This window comes from Nostoc sp. DSM 114161, from assembly GCF_052692665.1.
Genome location: NZ_CP195141.1, coordinates 722,286 through 743,527, shown reverse-complemented (window position 1 = coordinate 743,527; position 21,242 = coordinate 722,286). Strand labels below are relative to the sequence as shown.

Below are 21,242 nucleotides of genomic sequence, written 5' to 3'. Positions count from 1 at the left end.
TTGTTTATTTTTTGGAGTTCCCTTGACGATTTAGGGATTAATCGCAGAATTAGCCATTTTCACCAAAGAAGCGCGATCGCCTGCTTTCAATCCCACAGTATATTGCACGCTCTGTTGTCGCCAAGTCAAGGTAGCATCTGAACAATTAGCACCACAACTAAAATCCACAAAATAGCCAGTGATACCTTTAGCTAAAGACACGCGTTTACCGGCGAGGCGAGGCGTTTTCTGGGTTACCGCTTCAGCAGAAAGCACACCCAAACGGCAAGCAGTTCCACCATTACAGTCAGGGCTAAAACCAAGTAAGATATCGTACTTTTTTTGACTAGCAGTTTCTATAATCGCGTAAATCGGGTTTTCCCCATCCGATTCAGGAATAAACTTCGGTAATAGAATGTTGATTTGAGTTTTTTGCTTTAATTTAGGCAAAATAGACTTAAAAACTGGATGTGATTGGATTTTAGCTTGTCCTTGCGCTATCAGTTGAGTTTGATTGTTAACAGTGGCTACTGCTGACTGAGGAAAGCTGCTAGGGCTAACTAATAAAAACACAGCACACACGGCACTAATTTTTCTAAAGCCTAAAATCATAATTACAAACCTATGTAATCTCAAACACTTATTTGTAATACCCATTTTTAGTATCAAATTACGCATTTTATAGATAGAAAAGTACAAAAGCTGGGAATAATAAAATACAAAATAGATTCAGTCAAACAGCCCAACTTAATTTAAGATTAAACAATAATAGAGTGAGTTGTGGCACAGCCCAACGCGCCATCTTCATATCGTCTAACTTGAAATTGCTCAATGGTGAGCAAAAATACTTGTCTCAAGTCTTTAGTCCACTGTTCTTACAGGTTTGGACTTAAAAATCTGGTAAATTTTTGATTGTAGAGATCAAAATAGATAAAAGGTCACTTGACCTCTAACTATTAATCGGATAGCCTTAGCGTTCAGAAACATTATTTCTTGGGAAAACGATGAACAGAAAACTAATACTTAATTTGCTTTCCAGTTCCACAATTTTTGCTTCGCTGATGTCCACCTTGGGAGTATTTCATCCCGCCCATGCTAGTATTACTCAGCGATTAATGCACACACAAGACGGCCGTACCTGTATCACTAACCCACATGGTGGAAAAGATTTTATATGCATTCGAGATTCTGAGAGAAAGCTCCCTTATACCTCTCAACAACGTTCCGCAACCATTGTCACATCAATGTCAGATCAAAATATTGCTATGTTGAACTTTACCGATGAGGAAAGCGATGCAGCAATTAAATTATTTGGTTGCGACTGTCCGTATTGCATAAATTCTTTACGTCAGTTGCAGGGTACTGGAAACTTGGTGTATTAGACTTGAAAAGTTTCGATGGCGATCGCAATAACTTCTATTAAACTGTTAACAACGTCCCAATAGTTTGCATAAGTGTACCAATTTTGGATTTGAGATTTTGGACTTCGGCTTACCTCGACTTCTCTACGAGGCGCTACGCCCAGCCTTGCTTCCCCGAAGGGGTACGCTCGGCACAAGTCGCTCAGTCGAACGGTTTTGGATTAAAAGTCTTAATTACAAAGCTATTCCAGGAATTCCAAACAATACTACTTATCCTAAATTTGGTAAAAAGTATACAAACCAAAAAAAGCATTTTTAATTACAACCAGGGGAAGAATACGCGGGGACGGAGATATATAAAGACGAAGAGATTAATTTTTCGGCGTTGCTATGTCCCCGCGTCTACTTCACTCAATCACTTCATTCACAGGGAATCTATCAATCAGTTGCATTGCCCGATAAGCATTACGCTGGAAAGAGTTTGGTAAATTGGGAACGTGGGGTATCTGCGATAATAAATCCAACGTTCGCCGTAAAATTCTCACCACGTCACCTTCATCCAAACTGGTGTTGTTACACAGTTCTGTCCACTCCATACCCAGCGCCCATTGCTCCACTAGGGCAATTAATTCAAACTCCAACCATATAGGTAATGCTACGTTATAACGTCGTTGCAGTTGAAACATTTGACGACGGATTCCCCGCAATTTTGCCAAGGCTTCTGTGACTTCATTACTGAGGTCAAAGTTAACCTTACTATCTGGACGTGGAGTTTCTGTCACCAAAGCCGCCGCCGCCGCCGCTAAATGGTGCGGATCTAAATTGTCCAGTTCGCCGCTAGCGAATACTAAACCCAGCCACAATTCATTTTCCCCACGAATGGCAGCAGCAATTTGCCCTAGTTGTGTGGGTACTAGGTTATCCAATGCGCCAAAGTGTTGGAGAATTGCAATTAAATTGAGAAACTCTTCCCAATGACGTTGGGACTGTTGCTCTACTACTCCTTGCAACTCTTCGAGTTCGGCTTCTAGTTCGACATAGCGGGCGCGGCGTTTGAAAATCGTTCCGGCATTTCCTGATTGATGTACGGGATGAGCTTCTATTTGCTCTTGGATGGCGGTAACGCGACTGAGTTGTTCGGCTACCTCTGGTGCCATATACAAAGACTCTACCGGATTGGGGATTTGGGTGGCGATCGCAAATGTTTCTTGACCGCCAAGAACTGGCTGTCCCGGCTTTAACGGCATTTCTGCTGGCGGTAGAACTTCTGGTGGCACTTCAACTCGCGGCAGTTCGGCATACAAATCGACTACATCTGCTGTAGTTGCCACATACCAACGGTTATCGTGTCCCAAGCATACCAAGTAAGGAGCGTCACCACCGGGCGTTTTTCCCACTAACACTGCGGTTACAGGTGTAGACACTGGGATATTTTTACCTTTGAGACTCAACAGAGTTCCCGACACTGCAAAGCCCAACATCATCGCCAATTGTTCTTGTCTATCTGAAAGCGCTTGTTCTTGCAGGGTTTTCAATATCTGGCGTTCTACTTTTAACCGTTGCCGCAATTTCTCATAAACAGCCAGTTCATTTTCATCGACGGCGGCGATTTGTTCCTGCAATTGGGCTAATTGCGCTTGCAATTCGGCAATTTCATCGTATTCTGGCCTTAAATGCAAAGTCGCCATGTACTGCCCAAAACTGCGTTCTATCAGTTCCCTAGCTTGTTCTATGGTATGAGTTTGCAGTAAGTTGAGTACCATACCATAACTCGGCGTAAACTGGCTGACTAGCGGATCTGGCTTGGATGTGGCCAAATACGCAGCTTCTTTGGCTCCTTCAAAGGGAGTTTGTACAGTCACCACATGCCCTTGTTTATCCATTCCCCGGCGCCCTGCCCGTCCCGCCATTTGCAGAAATTCCGAAGCGTTCAGCAAGCGGTGTCCAGTATCAGTACGCTTGGAAAGGGTGGAAATTACCGTTGTTCGGGCGGGCATATTAATTCCCGCTGCCAGTGTCTCGGTGGCGAATACAACTTTAATCAGCCCCTGCTGAAATAATTCTTCTACCAGTGCTTTCCATGCAGGCAAAATCCCGGCGTGGTGGGCGGCAATTCCTCGATACAGGGGAGCAATTTGTCCAGAACGTCCCGCCTCAGGATTGCGGTTTAAAAACTCATCAATTTGTTCCCGTAAAATTTGGGACTCTTCATTATTTACCAGCCATAAATCGCCCACTTCTGCCACTGCTTTATCACATCCCCGACGGCTGAAGATAAAGTAAATGGCTGGTAGCATATCCCGTTGCTGCAAGTGGTTCAAGGTATAAATTATACCAGGAGCCTCTGGTCTACCAGCTTTTGTGCGATCGCCTTGTCTTCTTTTGCCTCGATTAGCCAGACGGGGGTTAATTTTGGTTTTGCTGTCATTCAGCAGCGGAAACAAGCCTTTGGCATTACAAAAGTGGAATTCCAAAGGTACTGGGCGAAAATCCGAGTAAATCAGGTCTGTTGGCCCGTGGACGCGATTGAGCCAATCCGTGAGTTGATCGCTATTGGCTACCGTTGCCGAAAGGGCTGCCAGTTGAACTTCACGGGGACAGTAGATGATTGATTCTTCCCAAACTGTACCGCGTTGGCGATCGTTCATGTAGTGGCACTCATCCAGCACCACTGCGTCAACGTCCACTAACGAAATTCCAACTTGCCCAATGGGCGTACCATAGAGCATATTTCGGAAAATTTCTGTGGTCATCACTAAAATGGGCGCATCCCTGTTAATGGAAGCATCTCCAGTTAACAGTCCCACCAGATCGAACCCGAATTTTTCTCGAAAATCACGTAATTTTTGATTCGACAGCGCCTTCAGGGGAGTAGTGTAAAACACACGTTTTCCTCGCGACAGGGCGCGATAAATAGCGTATTCCCCTACTAATGTTTTGCCCGAACCTGTAGGCGCACATACAACTACGGAACGTCCAGCGTTGAGAGATGCGATCGCATCTTTCTGGAACCGATCCAGTTCAAAGGGAAATATTGACCTCAGGTCAAGTTCAGGAGATGGCGCGGGATAATTCACTCAATCACATTTGCAACCAGACTGTTTACTATACTAACGTTGGGTATTAGTCATTAGTCATTAGTCATTTGTCCTTTGTCTAAAACTAATGACCAATGACTAATGACAAATGACTCTTATTTATTTTCCCAGTTCTTGCGATCGCTGTGTAGCTGCTTTTACTGCTTCAATTAAAGCTGAGCGAAATCCTGCCTTTTCTAGTTGGGCAATCCCGGCGATTGTTGTACCACCTGGACTGGTAACGCGATCTTTGAGTTCTGCTGGGTGCATTTTGGTTTCTTGCAATAGTTTTGCTGTTCCCAGTACAGTTTGCAAGGCTAGCTGATTGGCAATGACTCTGGGTAAACCTGCGGCTACTCCGCCATCAGCCAGCGCTTCTACCAACAGCGCTACGTAAGCCGGGCCGCTACCAGATAGCCCTGTAACTGCGTCCATCAAAATTTCTGAAACTTCTACGACTTCACCCACAGCAGAAAAAACTTTATGTGCTATTTGGTAATGCTTCTGGTTGGTATATGCACCCGAACAAATCGCGGTAACTCCTGCTCCCACCGTTGCTGGAGTGTTGGGCATTGCTCTGATTACAGGCAATTGGACAAATGCACCTTCTAACTGACTTAAAGAAACACCCGCTAAGATAGAAATAATCAATGGTGGGTGTTCTATATTCAGAATATGAATATCAGCTAATTCTTGAGCGATAGTACTAAATACCTGGGGTTTCACTGCCAAAAACACTACTTCTTTTGCTTGGGTGAAAACCTGGCTACTATCAGTTGTGACAGCGACATTGTAGTGCTGTTTTAAAAATTCCTGCCGTGAGGGTAGCGGTTCGCTAACTATGACTTCTGAGGATTGATAAATTCCAAGGGCGATAAGGCGGGATAACAGCGATTCTCCCATTACCCCACCACCAATTAAGCCAAATTTAATAGTCATTAGTCATTAATCATTAGTCATTTGTCATCGGTCATTTGTCATTCGTCATTAGTTTATTGTTAACTAACAAAGGACAAAGCGCAAAGTCTGGGTGAAGGTTTGCGACTATCAAAGGCCACTTGCTTTCAGTTGGGAAACCCGTCCAGGGCAGTGGCTTAACTTTGTAGGAGAGGACAAAAGACTAATTTAACTTTATTGTGCCATCCGGTTAGGTTCGCTGCCCCAACTTTGATTTGTAGATGAAGAACTTGCGGGGCGAGAAGGACGGGCTGGCGGTTGTGGTACTTCATGAAGAACTCCACCTTGGGTACTAACTTGTACGCAGCTTGGCGTAAACAAAAAGATGCTCTCACCGATGCGCTCTTGATGTCCATCTAAGGCGTAAGTACCACCTGCTACAAAATCTACTGCTCGCTGAGCTTGATCTGGGTCCATGATTGTCAGGTTTAATACCACTGACTTGCGTTCTCGCAGCGCTTGAATTGCCTGAGGCATTTCTTCAAAGGTGCGTGGTTCGAGTACTAAAACTTCCGAAATTCCGTTAATTGCTCCTGGCATACCAATCACATTCCCCATTGGCTTTGAACCTGCTGCTGCTATCTCTTCTCCCATTGTAGGCACTGGTTCCCGCCAACGTCGATTTTGAGTTGCTGGGGCTTCTTGTGGCACTGGTTGGGGATTTTCTTGCTGATACAGATTTTGGTAATTATTGTCCGTATCTGGTTCTTCTTCGTAATACTCGTATTCCACTTGCTCATTTAGACCTACAAAGTCCCTGAGTTTGGAAAATATGTTGTTCATTTTGTACTCTCCTGGTGCGAATAGTCGGTATTGACTTGGCTTAAAGGATTAATTTAGCCATCTGCGTAGGCGCAGCCCACCGTAGGCATCGCTACATGGGTGGATACTTCAGCAAATATATTGCTATTTGTAGCCTATACTACGAGGTTTGGCGATGAACGGACACTTTTAGCAAGGCCTGTACATCGCCTAAACATAATAATGAGTCAAGATTATATCCTAAGGTTTGTCCAAAGGAAAGTTCTTTTTACCCAAATTTTACTTGGCGATTGCTCTTGTCAATACTATATCCTTTGTTTCCAATTGCACCAGTCTGTTACAAAATTGTTGTCATCAAATCCCGATCTTTTAATTAATACTCAAGAATCAGCTTGACACTAGTATGCTAAAGGCGATCGCCAAATAAGATAGTTCCCAATCGCACCATCGTTGCGCCTGCTTGCACTGCCAGTTCGTAGTCGCCTGACATACCCATAGACAACTGCTGCATTTTTATCTGCGGCCAGTTTTGCTCTTGGATTTCTTTTGCCAGTTCGCGACATCGATTAAACACGCTCAGAATTTCGGCATCGTCCAATCCTGAAGGTGGAATTGTCATCAAACCTTGAATTTGTAAAGTTTTGCATTGATTGAGAGCGGGTAGATCTGATAAAAGTTCTGGTACAGTCCAACCCGACTTGTTAGGATCGGGAAGAATTTTCACTTGCAAGCAAACTTGGGGACTCACTCCTAGCTGTTGCGCCAATTGTTCTAAGCGCACTGCCAGCTTTAAATTATCTACGGAGTGAATCCAGTGGAATTGTTCAATGGCTTTTTTAGCTTTATTGCTTTGCAAATGTCCAATAAAGTGCCAAGTAACATCCGGTAAGTCTTGCAACTGGGCTTGTTTGATGGTGGCTTCTTGGATACGGCTCTCCCCAAAATCACGAATTCCTGCGGCATAGGCACAGCGAATCGCCTCAACAGGAACTTGCTTGCTAACAGCAATCAATCTGACTGAAGTTGGCAGCGAGGAGCGAATGGAAACAATACGTTCGTGAATCGAACTGCTCATTGGAAGGTGCGTTGGAAAACACTCTGAAGCTGATCGTACTCCTGAGATTGACCAGTGCGACGCAGGGTACGTAAGCGATTTTCCAACATCATTCTAGCTTCAGTCCGTCCTATAGGCTGGAACTTAACACCTTTAATGTCATTTGCCACCAAAAAAAATAAACGCTGGGCATAAAGTGTAGTGAATAGATCCTGGTTTTCATCAACCATACAGATCTTGTAAAGCAAACCCCAAGTTGGATGATTTATGTAAGTTTCTGCGTTTTCTGGATTCATTGAATAGTCAAGGTGGGAGATATGTATGTGCTTTCGCAGTTCATTCCAAACATTCAGACGATAATACCAACATTCGTCAGAATATTTTCTTAAAATGCGAAACTATGGTTTTGAAGACCTCGATCTAGTTTTTAATCGGCTTCTGAAGCTAACGGTAGTGAGGCGAAAGTTGTTAAAAGCTTGGACTGGCAGAGAAAACACCCGATAAACTTCCCAACGGCTACCAGGCCAACTTTCTAACTTCTTTCCATACTGCCACAACTGTCGCCTAATGGAGCAAAATAACTTAACGTGAATGGGCATTGGCCAAACAGGGCATGGGGCATTCCCCATTCCCTTATTGATTATTCAGCATTTTCAGTGCTGTCAATTGTGCTTGAGCTTTGTGCAGAGATTCATACCATTCTCTCTCAGGATCGGTATCTGCAACAATTCCCGCGCCAATCTAAATAGCCGCAGTAACCGTAGAATAAGCTGCACTGCACGGGTTCTAGTTCTTCGATAATTTCCATGCAGCGGATTTTGGGACAACCTGTAATTGTGCCCACAGCTAACCAAAGAATTTGTTCGGCGCGATCTAAAACGGCAAAACAATCTGGTTCCTACCAAAAAGCTACAGTAAATGGCAGGGGATCAATTTTTTGTAGAGGGGAACTGTTCAATTTACCATACAACATCGTAGCCTAGCCTGGCAAATTAGACTTTAGTTCCTACAGCTAGCCGTATTCCCCAGAATAAGACTAAAGTTGCAATAGCAAGCCAGTCAAGGCCTTTTAATCGTAAGTCGTGCCACTGGACTCGATGTTCGTTGGGACTGGTAAAACCCCGCACCATCATTGCATTTGCCATTTGTTCGGCTCGCAAGAGGAGATTATCTAACAATCTCTGTGCTACTGTCATCCAAACCTTAAATGCTCCTTTTAATCCCAGCTTTTTCCAATTGATTGCCCTTGTCATTACAGAACGGAATAAGTTTTGTACTTCTTCTAAAACTAAGGGAATAAAGCGCAAAGATAAAGTTAAAGTTAAAGCAATTTCTGTAACGGGCAACTTGAAACGCCGTAGGGGCTGCATTAAGCTTTCTATGCCAGATGTAATTTCTTCTGGTGCGGTTGTCAGTAGATACAGATTGGTGCTGTAAATTACGGTAAATATAATCGAACTCAGACTAACTCCTAATTCCAAAGAGCGGCGAGTTACTCTGACTGGGCCTTTATGAAATAGCACGTAGCTGTATTTTTCCCCTTTGGTTGTTTCTTCTGGAGCTATATTATTGGAGTTTGCTGGCTGGGTTAATATTTGTTCGTTTGCTGGTAGGCGTGGCTGATAATCTACACCCATTGCATCGGGGCTAACGGCTGCGATCGCTAAGACGAAAAATGATAGCATTAACAGCCAACCCATTTGTTGCCGCCATACTCGTCGGGGAATCTTTGCAAATAAGGTAGCAATAATCAATATTACCACCAACAGCACCCGCCATAAGTTGTTTGCTAATACATAGCTGGTTAAAAAGCTCATCAACCAGGCAAACTTGACTCGCGGATCGATTTTATGCAACCAAGTTTGGGGTTGTTCTAAATAAAGTCCAAGTGGTAGCGATCGCAGTAAATCCATTTTAAAGTTAGGAATTAAGAATTAGGAGTGAGGAGTTACGAGTTTTGACTTTAACTCATAGATCTCGCCTTCTGCCGCTATCAAACTCAAGTCGATAGGGTTGTATAGTTAGCAATTTTGGCTTTAACTCATAACTCCTAACTCATAACTCCTAACTTGATTACACGCGTGTTGCTCGATTAACACTACCACTTTCAACATCACGAACTTTTTTACTCCGCCAAAGCAAACGAATGGGGCTACCTTTAAATCCTAGCTGTTCCCGGAATTGGCGCTCAATGTAGCGGCGGTAGTTGTCGTTAAACCGTTTGGCGTCGTTGACAAATAAGGCGATGGTTGGCGGTTGGCTACTGACTTGTGTTCCATAATAAATCTTGCCCTGACGCCCACTGCGGGATGCTGGCGGTGAATGCCAACTCACAGCGTCTGTTAATACTTCGTTAATAACTGAGGTGCTGACTCGGCGTTTGTGAGATTCCGCCGCCGTGTTTACTAAATCTAGAATCTTTTCTACCCTTTGTCCTGACAAGGCACTCACAAAAATTGTTTCTGCCCATTCGGTAAAATGTAACCGCGCTTGCAGACTTTTTTCGTAGTCGTAGATTGTGTAAGAGTCTTTCTCCACAGCATCCCACTTATTAACTACGATGATGCAAGCTCGACCTTCGTCAATAATCCGCCCAGCTAATTTTTGGTCTTGCTCTGTGACTCCATCCAAGGCATCTAGTACTAATAAAACCACGTCAGCGCGGCGAATTGCTTTGAAGGCGCGGTTAATACTAAAAAATTCTGTGCCGTATTCTATTTGTTTCTTTTTGCGAATGCCGGCGGTGTCAATTAAGCGATAGGTTTGCCCGTCTCGCTCGACAACGGTATCAATTGCATCGCGGGTTGTACCGGAAATCGGGCTGACAATTGCTCTTTCTTCGCCCACAAAAGCATTGAGTAAACTCGATTTGCCCACGTTCGGGCGTCCCACAATTGCTACTTTGATTTCGTTACTTTCTGGGATTTCTCCAACAAGAGGTATGTGATTAATTAACTCATCGAGTAACTCTCCAGTGCCGCTGCCATGAATCGCTGAGATGGCATAAGGTTCGCCCAATCCCAATTCCCAAAATTCAGCGGCTTGGATTAAGCCTTGTTCTGGAGATTCACATTTATTGACAGCTAACAGCACGGGTACGGGTTGCTGGCGCAACCAAGTAGCGATTTCTTGGTCTGCGGATGTGGGGCCTGTTTGACCATCGACTACAAAAATAGCAGCACTCGCTTCAGAGAGCGCTGTCATTGCTTGTTGGCGAATCAGTGGTAAAAATTCCGTATCATCATTAAAAACTAAACCACCGGTGTCTACCACTAAAAATTCGCGATCGCGCCAGTAAGCATCCATATAAGTGCGATCGCGCGTCACCCCCGGTTCATCATGGACAATCGCCGTTTGTTCCCCGGCGAGACGATTAACCAGGGTAGATTTGCCCACATTTGGGCGTCCGATAATAGCAACAATTGGCAGTCCCATAAAACCAGGGTAAGTAAGAGACGTAGTATATCACATACTTACATTATATGAGGGAGGGGGAAGGGGGAAAGGGAAAAGGGGAAGGGGAAAGGGAAAGGGGGAAAGGGAAAAGGGGAAAGGGGAAAGGGAAACAGTAATATTAATAGTCTCACCACTAATCAATCTCCAACTGCCTACGTCTTGCGTGTCCCCGCCTCATTATCTGTACTCATTTTTTAGAGAATTCATATAAAGGTTGAAGAGTAAAGGTTTTTCTTTCCATTCCCCTTTTCCCTTTCCCCCTTCCGCTTTCCCCTTTCTCCCTTACCCTTTTCCCTGCCAATAAAAAAAGGTAGGTCACCCTACCTCGAACCCAAAAAAAGCATTTTGTAACCAAATACCAGATCAAATATCACACAGGTTTTTGACAAATCCATTGCAAAACTATGACGAAGGTGTGACACTTAATTTTCAATGGATTTAGCAATAGACCCAAGTTGTAACCCAGGCGGATAACTACCTTCTTGTTTGGTACGGTTGATTTCAGCATCCGCGATCCGCAAATTTAATTTTTGTGCTAACGCTCGTACAATATCTCCTCTGTCAATCACACCAGCTACAGCACCAGCAGGAGAAAGTACGGTAATCCAAGGTAATTGCTGATTTTCTAGTTTGTTAATTACCTCAGCTAGAGGGGTAGACTCGCTAACATGAGGTATTTCTGTCAAGGGACGGGCAATGTTGCGTACAGTTTGAGTTTCCCATTGACTTCTTTCAATTAAACGCAAATCGTCGATGGAAACCAAACCCCGGTAACGTCCATCAGAAGCAGCAAAATAAACTTGTAAGGGGGCTGTTTCCAATAGGTATAAATCGGCAAAGGAACGCAATGTCTGGTCGGCATCAACTACTCGATAATCGCGGGTCATGGCATCGGCGGCCACGACCTTTAACAAGCTTTCTTGCAATGTGGTCACGTTGTCATAGCTGTTAGCGTTGCGGACAGCAAACCAACCCAACAGGGCAACCCACAAACCAAGTACTAACTCTCTGGTGAAGAAATCTATAGCAAATCCTAAGGCGATCGCGCTGTAACCCAAAATTTGACCGGCTCTTGCAGCCCAGTGTACGGCTTGGAAACGATTACCTGTTACTTGCCATAGTGCTGCTTTTAACACTTGCCCTCCATCTAGAGGTAAACCGGGAATCATGTTAAATAGCGCCAAAACTAAGTTAATTCTTGCCAAATCTTCCACCATCATACCGATCGTACTAGTATCAGGTAAAACAGTGGCTACCAAGCGTAGCAGGAAAAAGAGTACGATACTCACCACAGGGCCAGCGATCGCTACTTGAAAAGCTTGTGCTGGAGTTTTAGATTCTTCTTCAATAGCAGCGATGCCGCCAAACAAAAACAGAGTAATAGAGTTAACTTTAATCCCTTGCGATCGGGCTACTAAGCTGTGGCCCAATTCATGTAACAACACCGAACCAAATAGCAGCAGTGCCATAACTATTCCGGCACTCCAAGCTATAACATTCCCCCATTCTTGGTAAGCTACCCCAAAATTCAGAGTTGCCAACCCTAAAATCACAAACCACAGCGGGTCTAAAAACAGAGGAATTCCAAACAAAGACCCTATTTTCCAATTTGTTTGCATTACATTGTCCTAAAACTAAATATTTCCAATAGCTCCTACACCGTAATTTTTCGTAAATTTTGGTAAATATAACAGGCAACAGGCAATAGCTTTGAAAGGCTTTTTAGCTATACATCTTCTAAGCATCAATTCAATGATGCTCAGTTATCAAATGCTCCAATTTCTAGAATAGACAATTAATGCCTGCGAGCAAAAGTGGGGAGTGGGTGAATGGGGCATGGGGTATGGGGCATAGAGAGGTGTGGGAGGTGTGGGAGGTGTGGGAGGTGTGGGAGGAGAGGGAGGAGAGGGAAGCATAAATTCTCTTTACCCCCCACACTCCCCCATCCCCCCACACTCCCCACACTCCCCCATCTCCCACATCTCTCTATGCCCCCCTGCTCCCCCATCTTCCCACTCTCCACTGCCCTTATCTTCACCAATCAGATGGAAAAATCAAATTTAAATAATGCCGATACTTAGTCAATGCCAAAATCGTGCCAATACCGATCGAGTGGCTTTCGCTCATCGCTCGCTACCAGGAATGTAGAGACACTGGAATTATTCAACAGCGATGGGAAAGGCAAAGGCATCTTAGACCCCAGACGGGGATAGCGAATTGTCTGAGAATAATCAAAATACACAGCAAAGCGCCAACCTTCATCAGCACTATATTCCAGTTCCATTGTGTGGAAGTTCTGGGTACGGTAACTTGGACTGCTAATAGTATTGATAAGATTGTGGTTCTTTCTCCTGCATGAATTAACTCATTGAGTCCGAGATCGGGGAATAATCCCGTCCCTCAAGCTACATAAATCCTTCGCTGGTAAACTAGTTGAATTCTCTCTAAGGAAGGATTAGTACTTCCCTCTTGAGTTAAAGCAACTACAGCAAGGCTGACTAGCTGATGCTCGCTCGTTCTTCTTGCCGGAGAAAGAACCAGAATTGTTAATGCAACGTTAGAAGCAAGGCTTCTATAATGTCAAACCTACAGACGGCCGATGTTAGTTAGCCCTAAAACAATGCCAACGCCGATAACATGACCAAAAGCCATCGCTGCGATGAATGTTGGAATACTGACGGGCAGAATAGGGAGTTTGGGGCCAACTAAGGGTTTTTCAATCCTAGTACTTAGCAAAAGAACTACCAGGCTACTAATGCTGATAATGATTCCTACTGCGGGAGTCCAACCCGGTGTTGGAGGAACAGATGCCGCCACTGCTAATAAAGTAGATGAAATCAAGCTTTTGTCTCCTAAATAGAAGGTTAATGTAGACCTACAAGATTATAAAGTTACCAGGCGCAAAAGTTTTTGAGATAGTTTAGACTTTTCTGATGATTGTTTTAAATTTGTGAAATTTTGATGCGCGTTAAGATTTGCGGTATTACTCAACCAGAGCAATCTATAGCGATCGCCTCTCTTGGCGCAACGGCACTAGGATTTATTTGCGTGCCTACTTCACCTCGCTATGTGACTACATCCCAAATTCAAGCAGCGATCGCCCAATTACCAGAAAATATTGACAAGATTGGCGTTTTTGCCAACGCTACCATTAGCGAAATCAAGCAAATAGTTGTTGATTCTGGATTAACTGGCGTTCAGTTACACGGTGATGAATCGCCAGAATTTTGCAACCAATTACGCCAAGCCTTGCCCAATATCGAAATCCTGAAAGCATTCAGAATTCGCAGTCTTGAGCATCTTCAGACAACATCTGATTACACAAATTACGTAGATACTTTACTACTCGATGCTTACCATCCTCAACAACTGGGCGGTACAGGCAAAACCTTAGATTGGACAATGCTACAGCAATATAGTCCCAATCGCCCTTGGTTTTTAGCTGGGGGGCTAACAACAGATAATATTATCCAAGCTTTGAGTCAGGTAAATCCTAGCGGCATTGACCTATCTAGTGGCGTGGAACGCGCACCTGGAGATAAGGATTTAGATAAGGTAGCACTCTTATTTGAGCGGCTAGGGAGCAGGGAGTAGGGAGATGGGGGAGCAGGGGAGCAGGGGGGGCAGGGGGAGATGGGGAGATGGGGGAGTGTGGGGAGTGTGGGGGGAAAGATTTCTTGCCACACCTCCCTTTCCTCCCAGACCTCCCACACCTCTCTATGCCCCATGCCCAATGCCCAATGCCCCATTCCCTAAATGAAAGTTGGTTCGTGACGAATCAAGTTAAAGAGTTCTTCGCGGGTTTTGTGTTCTTCTTGAAATACACCAACCATTGCGCTAGTAACAGTCCAAGAACCTGGTTTTTGCACTCCCCGCATCACCATGCACATATGGGTGGCTTCCATGACAACGGCGACGCCTTGAGGTTCGAGAATGGTCTGAATTGCTTCGGCAATTTGGCGGGTTAGTCTCTCCTGTACTTGCAATCGGCGGGAGTACATCTCGACAATCCGGGCTAGTTTGCTCAGTCCCACAACTTTTTGATTGGGAATATAAGCAACGTGCGCTCTACCCATAAATGGCAGCATATGATGTTCGCACAGACTAAAGAAATTAATATCTCGGACTAGTACCATCTCGTTATGTCCTTCGTCAAAGATGGCATCGTTCACGAGTTCTTCGAGGGATTGGTTGTAGCCGCTAGTCAGAAACCGCATTGCCTCGGCTGCTCGTTTGGGAGTTTTCAGGAGTCCTTCGCGTTCTGGGTCTTCTCCAACGCCCAATATTAGCGCTCGCACGGCATCCATCATTTGCTCCATCTGTTCCTCTTTGGGTGGGAACACATCTGGTTGTCTCCCGTTGTGGGTGTTGCGATCTGGTCTTGGAGTGATGGCTTCTGCTAAGTCGGAAATTAAAGGCGATTGAGAGTAATTAGAACCGTTGGAACTAGCGATAGTCATGATTGAGTCTGGGTTATGGTTTAGTCATTGGTCATTGGTCATTGGTCATTGGTCATTGGTCATCGATCGTTTGCTTTAGACAAAGGACGAAGGACAAAGAACAAATGACAAATGACAAATTAGAGTGCGCCTGCACTGGGCATTATGGTTAATTCATCGATAACTGCCTGTTGTGGTAACAAAACTGTGTGGAGAATTAACTCGGCTATAGTTTCCGGGTTTAACATTTTGGAACGGTCTAAATCGACCTTGACTGTTTGTGTGTCCCAAATTTCGGTATTGACAGCACCAGGACAAATGGCTGTGACGCGAATGCCGCGATCGCGTTCTTCTTGTGCCAAGGTTTGAGAAAGGGATAACAAACCGGCTTTGCTGACGTTGTATGCTCCCCAATAGGGGAATGCTTGCTTGGCGGCAATGGAGGCGATGTTGATAATTGTGCCTCTGCCGCGATCGCGCATTGATGGCAATATTCCCGTAATACACTCAAACACACTGGTGAGATTAAGGTCAATTACTTGCTGCCAATCTGAGAGGGGAGTTTCACTTAAACTACCTGTGTATCCTATGCCAGCATTGTTTACCAAAATATCTATATCACCAAAGTTTTGGGCGATCGCTTGGATTTTTTCTCGTACTTGGGAGATTTGCCCTAAATCTAAAGCGTAAGCTTTCGCTTCCACCCCACTATGCTCTAAGGCTTCTCTGACTGCCTCCAATTTTTCTAAAGAGCGGCTGACTAAGGCTACATCTATTCCTGCCTTTGCAAAGGCTAAAGCCGTTGCTTTCCCAATCCCACTACTTGCGCCAGTAATCAAGGCGCGTCGTTTTTGCTCAGCACTCATGGTGTCTCCCAATTTTTTGGCAATTCCCCAAGCCTATTACCACCCAATTATTCTGAATTTTGAGCTTTGATAGATTAAAGGAATCTAAAAATACGATGATTGTCATAGAGCAACTGCTATTATGCAGTGCAATAGCTAGTATATTGTGGGTTTTCTCAGTAAAGACTACAAATCATCGCCTGAGAATTCACCCTGTAGACTCAAAGTTAATTACTTAATAATACAAGAGCCACTCAATATAATTGAGTAGGTTTGCCAAACATGCGAATGCCTATGGCTCATGAGATTGTTAAAAATCTTTAAGCACCATAGGCAATTATAGCATTGCTACTAGGCTAATTAATCATTATGCACTGCTGTTAATGTGCAACCTCTGTAAAAACACCAATTTTGCGGAATTTTTCGTAACGCAGTTGTCGGCGTTCGGCAGCAGTTAAACGGTTAAGTTCTTCCAAATTTTCCAACAGTACTTGCTTGAGGGTGGTAGCAGCTTTCAAGGGGTCGGCATGAGCGCCACCAATGGGTTCAGGTAATATCTGGTCGATAATTCCTAAATTTTTCAAGTCGTGGGAAATAATTTTCAAAGCTACGGCGGCTTGTGGTGCTTTGGCAGCATCTTTCCACAAAATTGCAGCACAGGCTTCGGGGGTAGCGACGGTATAAACTGAGTGTTCAAACATCAGTAGGCGATCGCCGACACCAATACCGAGTGCGCCACCGGAACCACCTTCACCGATGACTGTGCAAATAATTGGCACATCCAAGCAAAACATTTCCCGCAAGTTATAAGCGATCGCTTCCCCTTGACCTTGGTGTTCGGCTTCCACCCCAGACCAAGCCCCCGGAGTGTCGATAAAAGTTAAAATCGGCATCCCAAACTTATTGGCGTGTTCCATCAACCGCAAAGCTTTACGATAGCCGCCAGGGTAAGGCATACCAAAGTTACGGGCAATATTGTCTTTGGTATCGCGACCCTTTTGATGACCCAACATGACTACGGGTTGTCCGCCGAGACGCCCGACACCACCAACTAAAGCTGGATCGTCACCACCAGTGCGATCGCCATGCAACTCCATCCATTCATCACTAATTGCCTGGATGTAATCGAGAGTACTAGGACGGCGCGGATGACGAGCGACTTGCAATCGCTGGGATGGGGATAAACTACTAAAAATTTCCTCACGCAGTTGCATGGCACGTGTTTCTAGTTGACGAATTTGACCAGAAACATCGACGCCATTTTCTTCAGCAAGTTGCCGAATTTGATCTATTCGAGTTGCAAGTTCAGCTAGAGGTTTTTCAAAATCCAACAGTAGCGGTTTACGTTCAGTAGTTGCCATCGTTAGGAGTTATGAGTTAAGAACTATCTATTTTTCGTAATTTGTCTTTTGTCATTTGTCGTTTGTCCTTTGTCCTTTGTCTTTTGTCATTTGTCATTTGTCCTTTGTTCTTTGTCCTTTGTGTAAAGCAAATGACTAATGACCAATGACCAATGACCAATGACCAATGACCAATGACTAATGACTAAACCAACAACGGTCTAAATCCATGTTTCACCGACACCCTACCAATCTGCTCCATTTTGTCTACGGTAATCTGATTGCGCCCCCATGAAAAGTTCGTGTACAACTTCTCAAATTCCAATAACATAGATTCGGCAAAACAAGCAAACAACTGGCGTGCTGGTACGTCCATATTGACGATTTTCATAATTTTCCAGTCAATATCCAGAGAATGCTCTACAATTCCACCATTTAACACGTGTACGCCGGGATGCTGAATTTTTGTTGCTAAATTTTTAGGATAACCACCATCAATCAACAAACATGGTCGTTTTAAAACGGTAGGTTCAATTTCCACGCCTTTGGGCATACTAGCAACCCAAACTACAATATCAGCTTGGGGTAGTGCTTCAGTCAAACTCATGACTTTTCCTCGTCCCAGTTGACCTTGCAACTCGTTGAGGCGTTCTTGGTCGCGGGCTATTAGCAGAAGTTCTTGGACATCTGTTTTTGCATCTAGCCAGCGCGTAACTGCACTCCCAATATCGCCCGTTGCGCCACATACGGCGACTGTTGCTTTTGAGAGTTCAATTCCTAGCTGTTTTGATGCTTCTTCTACCTGCCGACTAATAATATAAGCAGTGTGGGTATTTCCTGTAGTGAAGCGTTCAAACTCTAGTTTGATGTTGCGGACTTGGCTAAATTGTTCCAATTTAAAATTTTCAAAAATAATCGAGGAAAATCCGCCTAAGGCCGTAATATTAATGCCATGCTTTTGTGCGTGTGCCATAGCGTTAAGCACTTTGCGGGTTGCGGCTTTGATGCGACGGGTAGCTAGCATCTCTGGCAAAAAGCAAGATTCTACATAGCGTCCTTCAATTTTCTGTCCGGTGACACTGGTAACAGTGATATTATCGACAATTTGTGGCGGGGCGCTGCACCAAAAGTCTAGCCCTTGATCGGCATATTCTGGGTATCCCAATTCTTGAGCTACCGCTTGAGCGTGTTCTAAACTAGTCAGATGTCCAATTAGACCAAACATGTAATGATTATTAGCCTTGTGCTGTCTTGAGCGCGTGAAATGAGTTAAAAGTTGAGAGTTGAGAGTTAAAAGTTGAGAGTTAGGAGTGAGGAGTTTAAAGTTAGGAGTTACGTCTAATGTGAATTAAGAGTTGAAAAGCTTTCAATTTTGTTGATGATTCCAAAATGACGGTTTTGTTCCAGCTTGTAAATCCTTATGGAACAATGTGATTTTTTAATTCACATCAGAATCGGGTGTGAGTTAGCAGTTTAAAGTTCAAGATTGATAATTTTGTCAGTTCAAGCTTTCTAACGCTTAACTCCCAACTCCTCACTCTTAACTCCTAACTCCTCACTTTTAACTTTTTTAAGCGGCTGCGAGTCCGTGGGCTGACAGACGCATAATCTCGAAAGTTTTAAAACCGATGTTACCTAATGCTTCACCGTACTGAATCATAAAGTCTTCTATTAAAGCTTCTTTTTCCATTGCTAAAGTTTTGGCATCATCAGCTACTTGGTTGAGCATTTTCCAAACAAGTGGGAGGTTTTGACGATTAGCTTCTTCTAATTCCGCCTTTGATTGAGCAAAGTTTTCTTTTAGCCAGACTTCTCCAAAGTTGAGATGGCTATATTCATCTTTTACTACGCCCTCAGTGATTTTACGGGCAAAGTCATCAGCAACGGGGATGTAGATGTTGTATGCTGCGATCGCAAAACATTCAATAATCAAAGACTGAATCAATAAACAAGTGACGACTTTGCCTTGGGCGGCGGCTGTTTGGAAGTTTTGGTGTAATCCAGAGAAAAATTCCTTGGCAAATTGCAAATCTGGAGTCACTTGTAAATTGCGTCCACAAGCTTCAAATCCTTTCTTGTGCCGACTTTCCATCTTAGATAAACGAATCAATTCTTTTTCAGATTCTGGCAGCAGTTGAGCTAGTTGGATGTAATTCTCATGGGCTTCTTGTTCCCCTTCAATGACGATGGCATTAATCCGGCTATAGGCGTCTTTGTATTTTTCGCTGTGGAAATCAATTTCATGAGATTGGTCTGTAAGCTGCTGCATGGTATGTTTTCTCCTGTAAAAGAATTATTTGACACCAGGATTCAATTTACCCCAAGAACAGAGGGTAATAATCATTGTGGTTTAATTTAACTTAACAAATAACTATGTTTATAGATTAGCTGTTGCTGGGGTCGATGCTCTAGTACTAAAGAAACAAATGTAATGCTTTGCAACTCATGTCAAAACCAAACTGGAATTTCAAATCTGGTGATTTTTTGAGCCTAGTAGTGTTACTGCTAGGAGCATTTATCGTTCTACTACCGCTGTTTGTGGTCTTTCTCACCTCCTTTGCACCAACAGTTGCTACTGCGGAAGATTTGTCCGAAAATAACTGGTCTTTAGCAAATTACCAAGCTGCATGGCAGCAAGGGAAATTTTTACTCGCGTTTGCTAATTCTACCTTGGTAGCGATCGCTGTGACAGCCTTTCAGATTCTCACTTCTGCTTTAGCTGGTTACGCCCTCGCACGGCTGAAGTTTCGCGGACGCCAAGCACTGCTGTTGGTTGTTTTGGCCACTTTGGTGATTCCCTTTCAATTGTTGGTAATTCCAATTTTTTTGGTATTGAAGTGGGGACACCTGATAAATACCTATGGGGCGCTTATTTTACCCACTGCGGTTAACGGCTTCGGTATTTTCTTGTTACGTCAATATTTCCAGACAATTCCCTTGGAGTTAGAAGAAGCCGCAGCCATAGACGGGGCGAACCGACTGCAAATTTTGTGGCGAGTAATGTTACCTCTAGCCCGTCCGGCGTTAGTGACACTATTTTTGTTCGCCTTCATCGGCGAATGGAATGATTTGTTTAAGCCATTGGTGTTTACCACACGACCGGAATTAAGGACTGTGCAGTTAGCGTTAGCTGAATTTCAGGAGCAATTTACAAATAATTGGCCTTTGATGATGGCAGCAGTAACAATAGCCACAGTTCCAGTAATAGTATTATTTTTGATTGGTCAGCGTCAGTTTATTCAGGGTATTGCTACCACAGGGATTAAGAATTAGGAAATGGGGAGTGTTGAGTGAAAAGTTAGGAGTTAGGAGTTAGGAGTTAGAAGTTAAGAATTATTCTCCTTGTCTCCTTTGTCTCCGTCATCTCCCCACTGTAGTCAATCCCATTGCATCGACATGCGATCGCAGTACTTAATGGAAATCCACGAGAAAAATGTCAACTTTTATTACAGCGTGCGTAATTCTTACAGGCCAAGCTGAACCAATAAATATACATATTCCATTCAGGAACCCAAGCCTTTATGAGTTCTCAACCCATCTTAGACCCTCAAAGATTAGAACAGTTACAAAACGAGATTCAGGAAAAATTTGATGAAACCCTAAAAAACGCTGACTTCAACTCACTACTTGAAAAGTACGGCATACTTGAAGATAGAGTTTTGAGAGTTTATTGGCAGTTTAATCTTGACCCCAATCAACTCAAATCTGATGATGCAGTTGATGAACAGCAACCTAATGCTTTATTAGCAACAACCCCAACAACTCCAAAAGAAGAAATCGTGTTAGTTAAAAAAGCATGGTGTATACCTTGCCCTTCAACTGGTAGCCAGTTAGGTTGTAACTGTTAAATAATTTAACAACAAGGAATTCAGGAGTCAGGAGTCAGTTGGGTATTTGATACTACTGAATTTTGAATTCTGAATTCTCTTTTAATACTTTAGTTTTTGTACTGTAAAAAGTTTATCCTAGTCA

Annotated in this window: 21 protein-coding genes and 1 pseudogene; 4 read left to right on the top strand and 18 right to left on the bottom strand. The window is 43.8% G+C overall.

Annotated features, from left to right (window positions below):
* Window positions 1-30: 30 nt before the first annotated feature.
* The gene (locus NSTC745_RS03280) at window positions 31-591 is read right to left on the bottom strand and encodes a hypothetical protein (RefSeq protein WP_445635873.1); all 561 of its coding nucleotides are present in this window, start codon (window positions 589-591) and stop codon (window positions 31-33) included.
* Window positions 592-983: 392 nt separating this feature from the next.
* Here NSTC745_RS03280 and NSTC745_RS03275 point away from each other — a divergent pair, with 392 nt between their 5' ends.
* Window positions 984-1,361, top strand: coding sequence for a hypothetical protein (locus NSTC745_RS03275; RefSeq protein WP_445635872.1), 378 nt, complete (start codon window positions 984-986; stop codon window positions 1,359-1,361).
* A 386-nt stretch (window positions 1,362-1,747) separates the two neighbouring features.
* On the opposite strand, the gene NSTC745_RS03270 is transcribed toward NSTC745_RS03275, so the two are convergent.
* From NSTC745_RS03270 to psaK, 12 genes and pseudogenes are all read right to left on the bottom strand, one after another.
* The gene (locus NSTC745_RS03270) at window positions 1,748-4,417 is read right to left on the bottom strand and encodes a DEAD/DEAH box helicase (RefSeq protein ID WP_445635871.1); all 2,670 of its coding nucleotides are present in this window, start codon (window positions 4,415-4,417) and stop codon (window positions 1,748-1,750) included.
* Between the two features lie 120 nt (window positions 4,418-4,537).
* Window positions 4,538-5,356: a pyrroline-5-carboxylate reductase gene (proC, locus tag NSTC745_RS03265; protein ID WP_445635870.1), complete on the bottom strand. Its 819-nt coding sequence runs from the start codon at window positions 5,354-5,356 to the stop codon at window positions 4,538-4,540.
* A gap of 192 nt (window positions 5,357-5,548) precedes the next feature.
* The gene (locus NSTC745_RS03260; RefSeq protein ID WP_445635869.1) at window positions 5,549-6,157 is read right to left on the bottom strand and encodes a cell division protein SepF; all 609 of its coding nucleotides are present in this window, start codon (window positions 6,155-6,157) and stop codon (window positions 5,549-5,551) included.
* A 385-nt stretch (window positions 6,158-6,542) separates the two neighbouring features.
* A complete protein-coding gene (locus tag NSTC745_RS03255) occupies window positions 6,543-7,211 on the bottom strand; it encodes a YggS family pyridoxal phosphate-dependent enzyme (protein WP_445635868.1) in 669 nt (222 codons plus the stop codon).
* Window positions 7,208-7,486 (bottom strand): transcriptional coactivator PipX, encoded by a 279-nt coding sequence (pipX, locus tag NSTC745_RS03250; RefSeq protein WP_096536564.1) that lies wholly within the window; start codon window positions 7,484-7,486, stop codon window positions 7,208-7,210. The genes NSTC745_RS03255 and pipX overlap by 4 nt, the downstream gene beginning before the upstream one ends.
* A 102-nt stretch (window positions 7,487-7,588) precedes the next feature.
* On the bottom strand, window positions 7,589-7,789 hold the full coding sequence (locus NSTC745_RS03245; RefSeq protein WP_445635867.1) for a hypothetical protein: 201 nt from the start codon (window positions 7,787-7,789) through the stop codon (window positions 7,589-7,591).
* Window positions 7,790-7,823: 34 nt separating this feature from the next.
* Window positions 7,824-8,031: pseudogene (locus NSTC745_RS03240) on the bottom strand (chorismate-binding protein); the annotation flags it as partial.
* Window positions 8,032-8,182: 151 nt separating this feature from the next.
* Window positions 8,183-9,103 carry an energy-coupling factor transporter transmembrane component T family protein gene (locus NSTC745_RS03235; protein ID WP_445635866.1) on the bottom strand — a complete coding sequence of 307 codons (921 nt, stop codon included), beginning with the start codon at window positions 9,101-9,103 and terminating at the stop codon, window positions 8,183-8,185.
* A 160-nt stretch (window positions 9,104-9,263) separates the two neighbouring features.
* Window positions 9,264-10,625 (bottom strand): ribosome biogenesis GTPase Der, encoded by a 1,362-nt coding sequence (der, locus tag NSTC745_RS03230; protein WP_445635865.1) that lies wholly within the window; start codon window positions 10,623-10,625, stop codon window positions 9,264-9,266.
* A 443-nt stretch (window positions 10,626-11,068) separates the two neighbouring features.
* Entirely contained in the window at window positions 11,069-12,265 is a 1,197-nt protein-coding gene (locus NSTC745_RS03225) for a site-2 protease family protein (protein ID WP_445635864.1), read from the bottom strand.
* 458 nt (window positions 12,266-12,723) lie between these two features.
* On the bottom strand, window positions 12,724-12,930 hold the full coding sequence (locus tag NSTC745_RS03220; RefSeq protein ID WP_445635863.1) for a hypothetical protein: 207 nt from the start codon (window positions 12,928-12,930) through the stop codon (window positions 12,724-12,726).
* A gap of 302 nt (window positions 12,931-13,232) precedes the next feature.
* On the bottom strand, window positions 13,233-13,487 hold the full coding sequence (gene psaK, locus NSTC745_RS03215) for a photosystem I reaction center subunit PsaK (protein WP_445635862.1): 255 nt from the start codon (window positions 13,485-13,487) through the stop codon (window positions 13,233-13,235).
* A 120-nt stretch (window positions 13,488-13,607) separates the two neighbouring features.
* Here psaK and NSTC745_RS03210 point away from each other — a divergent pair, with 120 nt between their 5' ends.
* Window positions 13,608-14,240 (top strand): phosphoribosylanthranilate isomerase, encoded by a 633-nt coding sequence (locus NSTC745_RS03210; protein WP_445635861.1) that lies wholly within the window; start codon window positions 13,608-13,610, stop codon window positions 14,238-14,240.
* Between the two features lie 158 nt (window positions 14,241-14,398).
* Here NSTC745_RS03210 and folE read toward each other — a convergent pair whose 3' ends face one another.
* From folE to NSTC745_RS03185, 5 genes are all read right to left on the bottom strand, one after another.
* Complete coding sequence (gene folE / locus NSTC745_RS03205; RefSeq protein WP_445635860.1) at window positions 14,399-15,106, bottom strand: GTP cyclohydrolase I FolE; 708 nt, start codon at window positions 15,104-15,106, stop codon at window positions 14,399-14,401.
* 119 nt (window positions 15,107-15,225) lie between these two features.
* A complete protein-coding gene (locus NSTC745_RS03200; RefSeq protein WP_445635859.1) occupies window positions 15,226-15,951 on the bottom strand; it encodes an SDR family oxidoreductase in 726 nt (241 codons plus the stop codon).
* A 359-nt stretch (window positions 15,952-16,310) separates the two neighbouring features.
* Complete coding sequence (locus NSTC745_RS03195) at window positions 16,311-17,291, bottom strand: acetyl-CoA carboxylase carboxyltransferase subunit alpha (protein WP_445635858.1); 981 nt, start codon at window positions 17,289-17,291, stop codon at window positions 16,311-16,313.
* Between the two features lie 184 nt (window positions 17,292-17,475).
* Window positions 17,476-18,495 carry a long-chain acyl-[acyl-carrier-protein] reductase gene (locus NSTC745_RS03190; protein WP_445635857.1) on the bottom strand — a complete coding sequence of 340 codons (1,020 nt, stop codon included), beginning with the start codon at window positions 18,493-18,495 and terminating at the stop codon, window positions 17,476-17,478.
* Window positions 18,496-18,840: 345 nt separating this feature from the next.
* Window positions 18,841-19,539 (bottom strand): aldehyde oxygenase (deformylating), encoded by a 699-nt coding sequence (locus NSTC745_RS03185; protein WP_445635856.1) that lies wholly within the window; start codon window positions 19,537-19,539, stop codon window positions 18,841-18,843.
* A 176-nt stretch (window positions 19,540-19,715) separates the two neighbouring features.
* Here NSTC745_RS03185 and NSTC745_RS03180 point away from each other — a divergent pair, with 176 nt between their 5' ends.
* Both NSTC745_RS03180 and NSTC745_RS03175 read left to right on the top strand, forming a co-directional pair.
* A complete protein-coding gene (locus NSTC745_RS03180) occupies window positions 19,716-20,543 on the top strand; it encodes a carbohydrate ABC transporter permease (RefSeq protein WP_445635855.1) in 828 nt (275 codons plus the stop codon).
* 248 nt (window positions 20,544-20,791) lie between these two features.
* Window positions 20,792-21,118: a hypothetical protein gene (locus tag NSTC745_RS03175; protein ID WP_445635854.1), complete on the top strand. Its 327-nt coding sequence runs from the start codon at window positions 20,792-20,794 to the stop codon at window positions 21,116-21,118.
* Window positions 21,119-21,242: the final 124 nt, after the last annotated feature.